The following is a 12,982-nucleotide window of genomic DNA, read 5'->3' on the forward strand; positions in this document are numbered from 1 at the left end:
CTTGGAAGGGTGGCCCCGCTCACCGCGATCGTGGGCGGACGTACGCCGATACGGGGCTGACTCGGTTGCCGGCTCTCTGTCAGGAGGTGCCGGGCCGGTAACATGGGCGGGTGGACGAGAGTTCGGGCGGGGCCCAGACACCGCGGCTGACGGCGCGTGGCGCGAGGACGAGATCCCGGATCATCGCTACGGCAGCCGACCTGATGCGCCTGCGAGGTGTCAGCGCCACGACCCTCGACGACGTCGTCATAGCCAGCAACGTGAGCAAGTCACAGTTGTACTGGCACTTCGAAGACAAGCACGCGCTGGTTGGAGCGGTCATCGAGTTCGTGGGGGACCGAACGATCGCTGCTGAGCGGGCGCGGCTGGGGAGCGTGAAGACGTTCGCAGGATTGCGGCGGTGGAGGGACACGCTGGTCGAGACCAATGGGCCGCAGGGTGGCCGGTACGGGTGCCCATTGGGTTCGCTCGCGAATGAGGTTGCTGATCAGGACTCGATCGCGCGTCAGAAGCTGCACGACCTCTTCTCGGCGTGGCAGGGACTCTTCGAAGACCTCCTCCGACGGTTTCAGAAGGCGGGAGTCATCCCATGCCAGGCGGACGTGTCACAACTTGCCATCGGCCTGTTGGCAGCCGTTCAAGGCGGCTATCTGTTGGCGCAGGCGTCCCGTGACGTCGCGCCGTTGGCGTCCGCGATCGACATGACGCTGGCGCATCTTCGATTGCTCGGCAGCGAGGCCCACCTGTGATCTCCGCTTCGCGCTCTGCTCTCGGTCTGTGCGGCGCGGGGAAATGGGCGTGGATCGCTACGATCAGCCTGACGTCCTCAGCAGGAGTGCACCGGCAGCCATCGGCAGCACGAAGTCGCCGGATCTGCTGGCCGGGCACTGGGCCCTGGTGCTGGACGACAGATCGCGTATTTCCGAAGCCATGATTTCGTCGTACTGGTCCTTGGGGCGACCGAGAACCGCGGGACGCCGTCGACCGCGAGGGAGCCGTGAAGGCGTTGGTTCTGTTCAGACTGTGCGGGCCGGGCGGTGCCAGGGCAACCGCCGGCCGGCGTCGTTGGTGAGCTACGGCTGAGTGCGCGCGAAACGGCCGGCGCACGCGGAAGGTACGGGCAGAGGATCGGGTGCCGATCATCCTGGCCGGTAACCTTGTTTCCGTGACCAGGTCAGAGAGTGTGGAAGCCGAGCCGAAGCTGACACCTCGTGGCGCGGCGACAAGGCAGCGCATCATCGAGGCCGCAGCCAACCTCATGTACGTGAAGGGGGTCGGTTCGACCAGTCTGGACGAGGTCCGGGCCGCTAGCGGCACGAGCAAGTCTCAGCTCTACAACAACTTCGCCGATAAGGAGGAGTTGGTCCGCGCTGTGGTCCAGTTTCGCGCGGAAGAGATCATCCAGCGCGAACATGCCGCGCTGGAACGCCTAAGATCGTTCAATGGCCTGGTTCGGTGGAGGGATGCACTCGTCCAGCGCAACGCGCTCCAAAAGGGCGCGTACGGCTGTGTTCTCGGCGCGCTTGCCGGAGAGGTCTCCGACCAGGACGAGGTCGCGCGGATGGCGCTGGCGGAGACGTTCGACGAGTGGGAGAGACTTATCGAGGCCGGCCTACGCCGTATGCAGGATTCGCGGACGCTCACTCCCGACGCCGACCCTCGGACGCTTGCGATCGGGCTGATGGCGGCGTTGCAAGGCGGCTATCTGTTGGCTCAGACCGCACATGACATCGCGCCGATGGAGGTTGCACTCGACATGGCGCTCGATCATGTCCGGATGTTTCTCTCGGCCTGACGAGGCGGGCGCTCACCTGGCTGAATGCGAGCGGACATAGCTCAGCGCCAAGTCCAGCGGGACCTCCAGCCGGGAGATGTCCTGGGTTGTCTTCGCCAGTAACGATCCGCCATGTAGCGCGGCCGTCAATGCCGTCGCCAGCTTGACTGGATCGGCATCGATCGCCAGTTCACCGTTACCGCGCATGCGGTCGATGGCGGCCTCGAACAGCGCCTCGAGCCTGGAGATCGCAACGGATTGCGCCACCCGCCCGGTGCCGTCACTCGCTCGGCAAGCAGCATCGGCCGCGGCGGAGGTACCGAGGATCGCCTGCCGGCGCTGGTTGACGACCTCGTCCCGCCAACGCGCCAGATCGTCGAGCGAGTCCAAGCTGCACAATACGGACTCTCCCAGCGCCAGGGCATCGCCGGGCATGTCGGCAACACCCGAGCATGCGCCGTGGTCCATCGATGGACTCTCACTGTTCTGATCTGCTGAGTGCACTGGTCTCTCCCTGTCTGACAGTTTTCAACAAATGGACCGTATCGTCCTTTTCCCGGCCGGCTGCAGTCGCCCTGGGTGGCAACGCGATCCCGACGGCTCCTGCAGCCTGAACCTGCGTACGAGGTGTGGGCATCTTCGTCTTTGGATCGATCTGCACCCCGTGCTCTGCCATTGGCGTTGCGTGCGGAGGACTCGCTGTCGCCGTCTGCTGTCCATTTTATCTGGACTGTTTAGTCCATGAATGTTGGACCCGCATGCACTCGGATCGCGCTGGTTCGGAGGAGCCGATCACAGAACCCCGCAACGCGGGATCACGAAAATGGCACGGGCGACATCCAGCGGGCGGTCGCCGGTGGTTCGATGCTCATCGCCGGTGCAGGTCTGGTCCTTCGTGCACCTGGAGAGTTGTCGAGGCGAGAGGGGGCGGCACTCTCGCCCACTGTCCCGAATCCGGCGACGTGCCGGTGCATAGGCCGTCGTTCCGAGCTCGCTACACACATCCTTCCGGAACTACACCTGTTCCGCTACGTCGCATGGAGGCTGAGCACCAGGGGACAGCCCTCGGCGATGGCGCTGGGCAGCGAGCTGATGACTGGTGCTTCGGCGTAGGGTCGGCCTACGAGAACCCTCAGCTCGCACCACGAGCCCGCCCAGCATTCGGGCTCATGGCGCCGTCGCACCAGCGAGCTTGGCGATGAACTTGATCTCTACCAGCTGCTCGGGAAACGCCAGCCTCGTGACACCGAGGATCGTGCTCGCGACCTGCGGGTCCTCGCGGCCGTACGCCGCTCTGCGGACCTCGCCCGCGACCGCCATCGCCGCATCGACGTCGAGTACGTAGACGACCTCCTCGACGACGTCGCCAAGCGAGGCGCCGAATCGCTTCAGCAGCTCCTCGGCGTTCGCATAGGTCCGGCGCATCTGGTCGCCCATCGCGGAGAAGTCCGTCGGCGTGCCGTTGGCGTCGAGCGAGGCCGGTGAGACCAATTCGGTGCCGTCGTTGGCCAGCTGACCGGACAGGTAGATAGTGTCGCCGTGCTGCAGTGCCTGGACGTACCCGTAGCCGCTCTCCCACGGGACCCCGAAGTTCTCCACCCGTACCGTCATCTGCGAACGCTCCTTGTCCTGAGGGTCTTCGTGTTCACGCTAGGAATTGGCACGGCGGCCCACCAGCGGCGGCCGTGCCAAAGTCAGCAGCCTTCGTGCCACTCCGCGCCGGGAGGAATCCACGGGGCTCCTGGAAGCCGGGACGAGAGGACTCGAGGTCGTCGTCGAAGGCGTAGGTGACGCCCCCCCGCCGTTGTCCTCACCGACAGTCGACGGGGCATGATGGAGTCCTTTCCGGGTCGCAGGATCTGGCAGCGAGATCACCCACCGGCGGGCCGCCGTACCGATCGAAGGAGGGGCGAGTGCGCTCTCGTAGTAGTCGGCTGACCGTGGCGATCATGGCCGTGCCGCGGGTTATCGGTCTCGACTTCAGCATTCCGGCGCACATTCTGGGCAGTTGCGACGGATACCGGTTGATGGTGTGCGGCGATGCCGACGCAACTGCTCACCGTCCGGTGCCGGGTGACCTCACGGTCGCGATCACGCCGGCGCATCCGTTGTCGGCCGTGGGCGAGGCCGACATCGTGGTGGTTCCCGGCTTCGACCGGCCTGAGGTCCCCCTGCCGCCGGCCTACCTCGACGCGATCCGGGTCAGCGCCGATCACGGGGCTCGCATTGTCGGTATCTGCACCGGAACCTTCGCCTTGGCTGCCAGCGGAGTCCTGGACGGACGCGCCGCGACGACCCACTGGCAGTACCTGTCGCTGCTGCGTGAGCGGTATCCGCGCGTGAACGTCGTGGAGAACACGCTGTTCGTCGAGGAAGGCAAGATCTTGACGTCCGCGGGCGCGGGAGCCGGCATCGACGCTTGCCTCTACCTGATCAGCTCGGACTACGGTTCGGCGGCGGCGTACGAGGCAGGCAAGGGCGTGGTCGCCGCACCAGCGCGCAGCGGCGACCACCGTCAGTACGTCGACGTGCTGACGCCCCCGCGTTCAGACCTCTCGCGGACCCGGGCGTGGGTGATGGAGAACCTCGGCGAACCGATCACGGTGCAGCAGATGGCCGCGCACTCCAACCTGTCGCGGCGCACCTTTATCCGGCACTTTGTGACCGAGACGGGACTGCCACCGATGCGCTGGGTCGTCCTGCAGCGCATTCTCAGCGCCCGCAGGCTCCTGGAGACCTCGGACTGGCCGATGGACAGGATCGCGGCCGCGACCGGGTTCGGCAGCGGCGCGAACCTGCGCTCGGTGTTCCGGCGCGAGGTTGGCACCACCCCCAATGCCTACCGAAGGTCGGTACCGACGGAAGCGATGTCGACGAATCGGACCGGGTCTTGAGCTGTCTTCGACCGGACGGCCGAGGAGATCCCTTGGGCTCGGGCGCTAGTAGCTGGCCGTCCGGGCGTCGATGAACTCCTTGACGCGCGGCAACTGGCCGACGTCGACGGTGTGGCCGCCGTCGAATGTCAGCACAGCCACATCAGCGTCTCTTCGGCGCAGCTGATCGGCGAGCCTCCTGGTCTGTTCGGGCGTGGCCATCGAATCCCTGGTGCCGTTGACGATCAACACGGGCCTTCCGGCCAGTGCGTGATCGCGGGGCTCGTCGCCCACGAAAGGCACCATCGCGGCGAGCAGTACTGCGCCTGCGAGTGACTCCGGGTGCCGCAGGAGCAAGGCGGACGCCATGTTCGCGCCGTTGGAGAAGCCGACCGCCAGCCACGACCCGGCCGGTACGCCGTACCTCGTCTCGGCCGCGGTGAGGAAGGCGGCGAGCTCGTCCGCGCGCAGCCGGAGGTCGTCCTCGTCGAACACGCCCTCCCGGACCCGGCGGAAGAACCTCGCCATCCCGTGCTCCGAGACCGAGCCGCGTGGCGACAGCACCGGCGCGTCGGGTGCCAGGTGCTGCCGGAGTCCGAGCAGGTCGTGCTCGTCGCCCCCGGTGCCGTGAAGCAGGAGGAGCGGTGGGCCGGCAGAGCCCGGCTGCCAGACGTGCGGCCGCTGGAGCGGGTCGTCGCTCATCGGTCCAGGTCGTCCGGGCGCGAGGCCGGCGGGACCCGCAGCGGTGGCAGCGAGGCCTGGATGTGCTCACGGTCCGGTTCGAGCCAGGGCGGCAGCTTGAGGTGCTGGCCGAGCTCGAGCAGCGGTTCGTCCACGGTGAAGCCCGGCTGGTCGGTCGCGATCTCCAGCAGGACTCCGCCCGGCTCGCGGAAGTAGATCGAGGTGAAGTACTGCCGGTCGAGGATCTCGGTGACGTTCACCCCGGACTCGATCAGCTGTTCGCGCCACTTCACCTGCGTCTCGTGGTCCGGCGCCCGGAACGCGATGTGGTGGACCGTGCCGGCCGCCTGCAGCCCGCGGGACGCGTTGCTCGGCCGTACGTCCACCGCCGTACCCTCCGCGCCGCCGGACATCACGAACCGGCTGCCGTCGGGGGAGTCCGCGCCGTGCCGCATCCCCAGCATGCCGGCGAGCATCTCGGCCGTCGGGTCGAGCAGTTGCTCGGTCATGGTCACCGAGAACAGGCCGCGGACCGCGTTGTCGGCAGGGATCGCGGACACCCCGTCCCAGCCGGACCGGGTGTCTCCGTCGGACGCGACCAATTCGATCACCAGGCCGTCGGGGTCGCGCAGCCGCAGGACCTCCTCGTCGGCACGGGCGACCGGCTCGTCGGCGTCGACTCCCAGTTGCTGGAGCCGCGTCTGCCACCAGCCGAGCGACTCCGGCGGGATGCTGAACGCGGTGGCCGTCGTGAGCCCGGTCCCCTGCCTGCCGTTCGGGGCACCGGGCCAGGGGAAGAACGTGAGCAGCGTGGACGGGCGCCCGGACGCGTCACCGTAGTACAGGTGGTAGGTGTTCGGGGCGTCGAAGTTCACCGTGCGCTTGACCAGGCGCAGACCCAGCACGGTGGTGTAGAAGTCGACGTTGCGCTGTGGATCCTCCGCGATCGCGGTCACGTGGTGAAGCCCGTGGGGTGCTACGTCAGCCATTCGCGTTTCCCTTCTCGCTGACCAGGCCGGGGTTCGGCGACACAGCCATGGAACGACCGTAGGTTCCGGCGCCTCGGACCCGCCAGCGCTGGTCGTGCCACGATCAGCATCGATCGTGCCAGTCGGTGAACCTAGTGGTGGTGCCGAGGTGTCAGGGCCGGTGACGTCCGCCTCTGGTCGGTGAGCGAATCAGCTCGCGCGAGTTGCCTGTCGAGCAATCGAGTGACCGCGGACGCCGCTTCGATGTTGATCAGGTGAGCACCGGCAGCTGCGACGAACGACGCTGGCGGAATGGCGTCAGCGAGGGCGCGGACGGTGTCAGGCGGGGTGGCGGGGTCGTCCTGGCCGGCGATGACGAGAGTGGGGACGGTGATGGTGCCGAGCCGGTCACGCAGATCGAAGGCAGCGATGGCCTCACAGCAGGCGGCATAGCCGACGGGCGAGGTCGAGCGGAGCATGGCGATCAGGCGCTCGGCTTCGGCCGGGTTGGCGTCGGCGTACTCCTGTGTGAACCAGGTGCCGTAGCGCGACGGGACCAACGCCTCCGTGCCGGAGGTCAGGACGAGTTCGGCACGCGCAGGCCAGGATTCTGGGGCCGGGAACCGGCCCGCGGTGGCCATCAGGGTCAGGGAGTCGAGTCGGGCGCTGGAGACAGCGAGTTGCTGGCCGATGGCGCCGCCGAGTGAGACGCCCGCGTAGTGAAAGCGGTCGACGCCGAGCTGGTCGAGCATCCGCAGTACCGCGGTGGCGAGATCTTCGAGGAGGAACGGCCCCTCCCAGGTGGGGGACCGGCCATGACCTGGGAGATCGAAGCGGATGATCCGGTACTTCGCGGCCAAGGAGGCGACCTGTACGTCGAACAGACCCGTGCCGGTTCCCAGCGATGGACCGAGCACCAGGCTCGGCGCGTCCGGCGGCCCGTCGACCGTCGCGGCGAGGGTGCTCACAGCGCCGAGGGATGCGGACACAACGGCATGACTTTCACGGTCATGAACGAGAACAGCGGCAGGTTCCAGAGGATCTCGTGCAGCTCGTCCGGGGAGTCCACGTCGAAGATGCTCACGTTCGCGTACTGGCCGACGACCCGCCAGAGATGCACCCACTTGCCCTTGACCTGCAGGTCCTGGCAGTACGCCTTCTCGCGGTCGAGGATCTCCGTCAAGCCCTCCGGGTCGAGAGCGGGTGGAAGGTTGACGTCCATCGTGACGTGGAAGAGCATCGATCAGTCCCTCCGGAAGGCCCGGAGCTTGTCCGGGTCGAGTTCGATTCCGAGGCCGGGCCCGCCGGGCAGGTGCAGGTGGCCGTCGGCGTAGCGCAGCGGGGCGGTGAGCATTTCCTCGGCCATCAGCAGTGGTCCGAACAGTTCACTACCCCAGGTGGCCCCGGGCGCGGCGCAGGCAAAGTGGAGCGAGGCGGCGGTTCCCACGGGTGACTCGATGGAGGTGGCGCCGTGTGAGGGGATGCCCGCGGCGGCGCCGATCGCGGCGATCTCGAGGCTGGCGCGGAGGCCACCGCACTTGGTGGTCTTGACTGCGAAGATGTCGGCCGCGCGGAGCCGTGCGAGCCGTACCGCGTCGGACGGGGTCCGCAGGCTCTCGTCGGCCATCACCGGGATCGGCAGCGTGGCGCTGATCTCGGCGAGCGCCTCGATCTCCGAACCAGGCACCGGTTGCTCGACCATCTCCACTCCGGCGTCGACGAGCTTGGGCAGATGGGTGAGTGCGGTGAGCCGGTCCCAGCGCGCATTCAGGTCGACGCGCACGCCGGCCACGCCGGCCAGCTTCTCGGCGACCGCGCGGACCCGGGCGACATCGGTCGCCGGGTCCAGTGCACCCATCTTCAGCTTGAACGAGCGGTGCAGCCCTGCGTCGAGCTTGCCGAGCGCCTCCTCGACGACCACCTGGGCGGGCTCGGTACCCAGCGCCCAGGTGACCGGGATCGAGGTGCGGACGAGTCCACCGAGCAAGGTGTGCACCGGTACGCCGAGGCAGCGCGCCCAGGCGTCGTGGAGAGCGACCTCGACCGCCGCCTTGGCGAACAGGTTGGCCGCGATCACGTCGCTGATGTCGCGCATGATGCGGTGGATGTCGTCGACCGGGCGGCCCAGCAGGACCGGCGCCATGTACTTCTCGACGACCAGTTGCATGGTCTCGACGGATTCCCCGCCCCACCAGGGCCCTGCGGGGACGACTCCTTCACCGACTCCGGTGATCCCGCCGGCGGTCCCGACGAACACGTACAAGACCGGCTGACTGTCCATGGCGGCCCGGGCGAACCGGTGCGGTCGCTTCAGGGGAATGTCGAGCAGGACGGTCTCGACACGCTCGATGCGCAGGTCGTCGGTCACGACGGATCCTTTCTGAGGCGGGCGATCAGGACTTCGCGGCGGGCTCGAGCTCGAAGTCGTAGGACACGGCGTAGCTGCCGTCGTCGCGTCGGTCCGGTGCGAGGACCAGTTCGTCCTTGGTCGCCGAGGCGACGTCGGAGTCGAGCCAATCGCCGCCGTCGAAGTACAGCTGGGTGGTGACCTGCCGGTGCCCGTCGGCGCGGACCATCAGGTGCAGGTGCGCCGGCCGCCACGGGTGCCACCCGGCCGCCGCGATCATCGCGCCGGTCGGCCCGTCGGTCGGGATCTGGTACGGCGCCGGCTTGATCGTGGTGATCGCGAACCGGCCGTCCTGGTCGGTGACGACCACGCCGCGCAGGTTTCCGGCCGCGACATTCGGCGCGAAGCCCGAGTAGTACCCGTCGGCGTCAGCCTGCCAGAAGTCCACCTCCGCCCCGGCCAGCGACCTACCGTCGAGCGCCCGGACCTGACCACTGAACACGAGTTTGTCGCCTTTCTCGTCCGGCCGCATCGGCAGCGTCGTCACGGCCGGGAGCCGCTGCTGGCCGGGCAGGTAGTACGGTCCCTCGATCGTGCCGGTCGTCCCCCGCTGGCTCTTCGCCGCGACCTTCTCGATCTCGTGCTCGACGAACACGTCGAGGAACAGCGGCCACTCACCGACCTCGCCGACATCCATCAGCCAGCGCTTGACCGCCTGGAACTCGGGGTAGCTGACCTCCTCGGTGCGGATCACCTCGTAGATCGCCTCGAGCGTCCGGCGGAAGAGGCGGTCGGCCCGCTCCTGGGTGGTCTCGGCGGCGCCCCGGCGGGCCGCGCTGGCGCGGAAGGCGTCGGAGGCGTTCGCGCCCGAGCCGGCGGCGGTGGGAGATTCCTGGGTGGTGCTCATGGAGTTGTCCTTTGCTCGTGGTCAGGCGCGGTGGCGCAGGAAGGAGACGTCGTCGTTGCCGATCAGGTCGGACACGGTCCAGCCGTCCAGGTCGTACTCCGCCAGGCACTGGTCGGCGAATCCCTTCATCGCCGCCGTAGTGCCCTGCGCGTCCGCGGCGAACAGCAGTTCGGCCTTCACGTTCTCGTGGTTGCCGGAGTAGTTGCGCTCGTAGAGCTCGTGCCGGCCACCGAACTCCGAGCCGACCGCGTCCCAGAGGGCCTTCATCACCTTTACCCGGTCGACCGCCTCGTAGCCGTTCGAGCCGCGGACGTACTTGTCCAGATACGGCCGGACCTCGGGGGTCTTGAAGTCGATCGAGTGGGAGTTGAGGTAGATCAGCCCGCTGGCGACGTCGGACTCGATGATCTCCTTGATCCGCGGGTAGGCCTGGATCATCAGCATCCGGTAGGTCAGGCCGTAGTCCAGCTTGGGCAGCAGCGCCCCGTTGGTCCACTCGTCGGGGTTGCGGGCCATCGCGTCAGCGAGCGCGTAGAAGGTGTTGCGCCAGCCGATCACCTCGCCGACCCGGGTCTGGACGCCGCGGAAGTCCTTGCTGCCGGTCATTTCGAGGGCCTTGAGCAACAGCCCGGCGATGAAGTCGATCTTGGTGGCCAGCCGGATGCAGCCGTGAAAGGTGAACCGCGGGATGAAGCCGGAGACCGGGAAGAAGCCGTTGATCTTCTCGATGTCGCCGTACAGGAAGACGTTCTCCCACGGGACCAGCACCTTGTCGAAGACGAAGATGGTGTCGTTCTCGTCCATCCGGGACGACAGGGGGTAGTCGAACGGGCTGCCCATCACCGCGGCCTGCTGGGTGTACGACGTCCGGCAGATCAGCTTGATGCCGGCGGCATCCATCGGCACCGTGCAGATCAGTGCGAACTCCTTCTTCTTGATCGGCAGGCCGTAGTGGGCGATGAAGTTGTAGTTGGTGATCGCGGAGCCGGTGGCAACCACCTTGGCGCCGGACACGATCAGGCCGGCGTCGGTCTCCTTCTCCACCTTCATGAACACGTCGCCGACCTCGTCCGGCGGCAGGTCGCGGTCCACCGGTGGGTTGATGATCGCGTGGTTCCAGTACAGGACCTTCTCCTGCGACTCGCGGTACCAGCGCTTTGCGTTGTCCTCGAACGGCGCGTAGAACTCCGAGTTGGCGCCGAGCGTGCCGAGGAAGCTGGCTTTGTAGTCGGGGGAGCGGCCCATCCAGCCGTACGTCATCCGGGCCCACGTCTCGATCGCGGTGCGATCGGCGAGCAGGTCGTCGACCGAGTGCGGACTGCGGAAGAACGGATGGGTGACGCCGCCGCTGCCGGTGTCGGTCGGCACGGTGAGCTTGTCCTTGACGGCCGGGTCGTGCAGCGCGTCGTACAGGCGGGCGGTCATCCGAACCGGGTTGCGGAAGGCAGGGTGGGTGGTGACGTCCGCGACCCGCTCGCCGTAGATCCACACCTCCCGGCCGTCCTGGATCGACGCGATGTACTCGTCCCCGGTCATCGGGGCGGTGGCGGTCGGAGTGGACTGCGAAGTGTGTTCCTGCTGAAGCGTCATGGTCTGCCCTTCTCTCAGAATGCTTGCGGAGTAGCTCGACTAGGCGGCGTGCGGGCGGAGGGGCGTGAAAACAGTGGCGGCGTTGAACCAGCCGGCGTCGGGACAGTCGAGCGAACCGCCCCAGTGGACCCCGGTCTCGCGGCCGCCGATCTCGCGGAAGGCGCCGGCGTAGAACAGCAACGGCGCGTCGTCGGTGACGTGCACGTGGTCGACCTCGCCGACCACGATCAGATGGTCACCGCCGTCGTAGGTGCGCCAGGGGCGGCAGGAATAGACGGCTGCGGCGCCGACCAACACCGGTGCGGTCGGCCCGTCCGCCCACTCCGGCCCGGGATCCGCCGGGCGTCCGGCGAAGTGCCGGGCCGTGTCGGCTTGGCCCATCCCCAGCACGTTCACCGCGAACGGCGCACCGTTCAGGTACCCGCAGGCCTTCGAGTTGCGGGTAAGGGTCACCTGGCACAGGGCCGGTTCCAGCGAGACCGCCGTGAATGCGTTCACGGTGGCTCCGTGCGGGGTGCCGTCCGTGGCCCGGCACGTCACGACGGTCACTCCGGTGGCGAAGCGGCCGAAGGCGTCGCGGAGTTCTCGCGGTGGAATGGTCATCGGGACCTCCTTGATGTACGCTGTGCGTACATACTGAACGCTGTGCGGTCAAGTGAGTCGAGAGTGCATCACAGCGCGTCCGTGGTCAAGAGTTCAGGTGACACGAAGTGATAGGGGTGTGAGGGTGGAGGCCAACGAGCGTGACTACGTGCAGAGCCTCGAACGGGGCTTCGCGGTCCTGCTCGCGTTCGACGAGGACCTGACCAATCCGACGCTGGCCGAGCTGGCTGCGGCGACCGGGTTGTCCCGTCCGGCGGTGCGTCGGCTGCTGCTGACGCTGCAGCGGCTCGGATACGTCGCCAACGAGGGGACCCGCTGGTCGCTGACGCCGCGCGTGCTGAGCATCGGGCAGCACTACACCGCGACGAAGGCGATGATCGAACTGGCGCAGCCGCACCTGTTGCGCCTCGCCGAGCGCACCGGCGAGTCCGCCTCAATGGCTGAGCTGGACGGTCAGGACGTCGTGTACGTCGCTCGCGTGCCGGTCCGGCGGATCATGAGCATCAACGTCGCCGTCGGCACCCGGGTGCCCGCTCACGCGACGTCCATGGGCCGGGTGCTGCTCGCGTACTCCGGGCCCGAGTGGATCACGCGGTTCCTCGAGGAGGCCGAGCTGCGGCGCCTGACCGCGACCACAGTGACCGATCCCGTGAAGCTGCGGGCGCTGCTCGCCGAGGTTCGCGAGCAGGGGTGGTGCATCGTCGACGGCGAACTCGAAGAGGGCCTGATCTCCGCCTCCGCGCCGGTGCGGGACCGTACCGGCGCGGTCGTGGCGGCTCTCGCCTCCTCCACGTCGGCGGGACGTCTCGTTCCTGACAAGCTGCGAAACGAGACGGTCCCGCTACTGCTGGAAGCCGCCGCCGACATTTCCGCCGACCTCGGCTACGACCGGACCCGCGGTACTACCGCCCGCGACGGATTCTTCTGAGGTGGGTGGATCCGGGTAGGGATACGCCGGCAAGCCGTCGTCGGACGCTGTCGTCGTGCGACTCGACATCGGACCGCACTCATCGATGCGGTAGACGGGCCAGGTGGTACGAGGGCTCGCGGCGGCAGAAAGTCCTGCACGGCACGGGTCGCAGTCCTAACGGCTGGCGGGCGAAGGACTAGCCGCGGAGGTGGAGGCGGCGGGCGGCTTCGGCGATGGAGCCGGTGATGGAGGGGTAGACGGTGAAGGATTGGGCTATGTGGTCGACGGTGAGGCGGGCGCCGACGGCCAGGGAGATGGGGTGGATGAGT

The 12,982-nt window shown here is 67.7% G+C and carries 14 protein-coding genes; 4 read left to right on the plus strand and 10 right to left on the minus strand.

Translation table 11 applies throughout. The features are described 5' to 3' along the window. Positions 1–110 precede the first annotated feature (110 nt). Both E1218_RS31200 and E1218_RS31205 read left to right on the plus strand, forming a co-directional pair. Positions 111–749: a TetR/AcrR family transcriptional regulator gene (locus E1218_RS31200; protein ID WP_202866289.1), complete on the plus strand. Its 639-nt coding sequence runs from the start codon at positions 111–113 to the stop codon at positions 747–749. A gap of 383 nt (positions 750–1,132) precedes the next feature. After that, a complete protein-coding gene (locus E1218_RS31205; protein ID WP_202866290.1) occupies positions 1,133–1,795 on the plus strand; it encodes a TetR/AcrR family transcriptional regulator in 663 nt (220 codons plus the stop codon). Positions 1,796–1,807: 12 nt separating this feature from the next. Here E1218_RS31205 and E1218_RS31210 read toward each other — a convergent pair whose 3' ends face one another. Then, complete coding sequence (locus E1218_RS31210) at positions 1,808–2,242, minus strand: hypothetical protein (RefSeq protein ID WP_132326636.1); 435 nt, start codon at positions 2,240–2,242, stop codon at positions 1,808–1,810. A 699-nt stretch (positions 2,243–2,941) separates the two neighbouring features. Beyond that, on the minus strand, positions 2,942–3,385 hold the full coding sequence (locus tag E1218_RS31215) for a Rid family hydrolase (protein ID WP_132326637.1): 444 nt from the start codon (positions 3,383–3,385) through the stop codon (positions 2,942–2,944). 338 nt (positions 3,386–3,723) lie between these two features. Between E1218_RS31215 and E1218_RS31220 the strand changes: the two genes are divergently transcribed. Next, positions 3,724–4,668: a GlxA family transcriptional regulator gene (locus tag E1218_RS31220; protein ID WP_233712590.1), complete on the plus strand. Its 945-nt coding sequence runs from the start codon at positions 3,724–3,726 to the stop codon at positions 4,666–4,668. A gap of 45 nt (positions 4,669–4,713) precedes the next feature. On the opposite strand, the gene E1218_RS31225 is transcribed toward E1218_RS31220, so the two are convergent. The 8 genes from E1218_RS31225 to E1218_RS31260 all read right to left on the minus strand — a co-directional run bounded on the left by E1218_RS31225 (position 4,714) and on the right by E1218_RS31260 (position 11,743). Then, entirely contained in the window at positions 4,714–5,349 is a 636-nt protein-coding gene (locus tag E1218_RS31225) for an alpha/beta hydrolase (RefSeq protein WP_132326639.1), read from the minus strand. Then, a complete protein-coding gene (locus E1218_RS31230; protein ID WP_132326640.1) occupies positions 5,346–6,317 on the minus strand; it encodes a ring-cleaving dioxygenase in 972 nt (323 codons plus the stop codon). The genes E1218_RS31225 and E1218_RS31230 overlap by 4 nt, the downstream gene beginning before the upstream one ends. Before the next feature lie 131 nt (positions 6,318–6,448). Beyond that, positions 6,449–7,264 (minus strand): alpha/beta fold hydrolase, encoded by an 816-nt coding sequence (locus tag E1218_RS31235; protein WP_132326641.1) that lies wholly within the window; start codon positions 7,262–7,264, stop codon positions 6,449–6,451. Further along, on the minus strand, positions 7,261–7,536 hold the full coding sequence (gene catC, locus E1218_RS31240; RefSeq protein WP_132326642.1) for a muconolactone Delta-isomerase: 276 nt from the start codon (positions 7,534–7,536) through the stop codon (positions 7,261–7,263). The genes E1218_RS31235 and catC overlap by 4 nt, the downstream gene beginning before the upstream one ends. Positions 7,537–7,539: 3 nt before the next feature. Then, on the minus strand, positions 7,540–8,664 hold the full coding sequence (locus E1218_RS31245) for a muconate/chloromuconate family cycloisomerase (RefSeq protein WP_132326643.1): 1,125 nt from the start codon (positions 8,662–8,664) through the stop codon (positions 7,540–7,542). A 25-nt stretch (positions 8,665–8,689) separates the two neighbouring features. Then, positions 8,690–9,550 (minus strand): catechol 1,2-dioxygenase, encoded by an 861-nt coding sequence (gene catA / locus E1218_RS31250; protein ID WP_132326644.1) that lies wholly within the window; start codon positions 9,548–9,550, stop codon positions 8,690–8,692. A gap of 21 nt (positions 9,551–9,571) precedes the next feature. Further along, positions 9,572–11,140, minus strand: coding sequence for a 4-hydroxyphenylacetate 3-hydroxylase family protein (locus tag E1218_RS31255; RefSeq protein ID WP_132326645.1), 1,569 nt, complete (start codon positions 11,138–11,140; stop codon positions 9,572–9,574). A 39-nt stretch (positions 11,141–11,179) separates the two neighbouring features. Next, the gene (locus E1218_RS31260; protein ID WP_132326646.1) at positions 11,180–11,743 is read right to left on the minus strand and encodes a flavin reductase family protein; all 564 of its coding nucleotides are present in this window, start codon (positions 11,741–11,743) and stop codon (positions 11,180–11,182) included. A 124-nt stretch (positions 11,744–11,867) separates the two neighbouring features. On the opposite strand from E1218_RS31260, the gene E1218_RS31265 reads away from it, so the two are divergent. Continuing rightward, positions 11,868–12,671 (plus strand): IclR family transcriptional regulator domain-containing protein, encoded by an 804-nt coding sequence (locus E1218_RS31265; RefSeq protein WP_132326647.1) that lies wholly within the window; start codon positions 11,868–11,870, stop codon positions 12,669–12,671. Positions 12,672–12,982 lie beyond the last annotated feature (311 nt).

The sequence above is a fragment of the Kribbella turkmenica genome, from assembly GCF_004348725.1.
Lineage (GTDB): Bacteria > Actinomycetota > Actinomycetes > Propionibacteriales > Kribbellaceae > Kribbella > Kribbella turkmenica.

Coding starts and splice junctions, on each gene's coding strand:
- E1218_RS31210 (WP_132326636.1), bottom strand. CDS start 2,242: ATGGACCACGGCGCATGCTCGGGTGTTGCCGACATGCCCGGCGATGCC.
- E1218_RS31215 (WP_132326637.1), bottom strand. CDS start 3,385: ATGACGGTACGGGTGGAGAACTTCGGGGTCCCGTGGGAGAGCGGCTAC.
- E1218_RS31220 (WP_233712590.1), top strand. CDS start 3,724: ATGGCCGTGCCGCGGGTTATCGGTCTCGACTTCAGCATTCCGGCGCAC.
- E1218_RS31225 (WP_132326639.1), bottom strand. CDS start 5,349: ATGAGCGACGACCCGCTCCAGCGGCCGCACGTCTGGCAGCCGGGCTCT.
- E1218_RS31230 (WP_132326640.1), bottom strand. CDS start 6,317: ATGGCTGACGTAGCACCCCACGGGCTTCACCACGTGACCGCGATCGCG.
- catC (WP_132326642.1), bottom strand. CDS start 7,536: ATGCTCTTCCACGTCACGATGGACGTCAACCTTCCACCCGCTCTCGAC.
- catA (WP_132326644.1), bottom strand. CDS start 9,550: ATGAGCACCACCCAGGAATCTCCCACCGCCGCCGGCTCGGGCGCGAAC.
- E1218_RS31255 (WP_132326645.1), bottom strand. CDS start 11,140: ATGACGCTTCAGCAGGAACACACTTCGCAGTCCACTCCGACCGCCACC.
- E1218_RS31260 (WP_132326646.1), bottom strand. CDS start 11,743: ATGACCATTCCACCGCGAGAACTCCGCGACGCCTTCGGCCGCTTCGCC.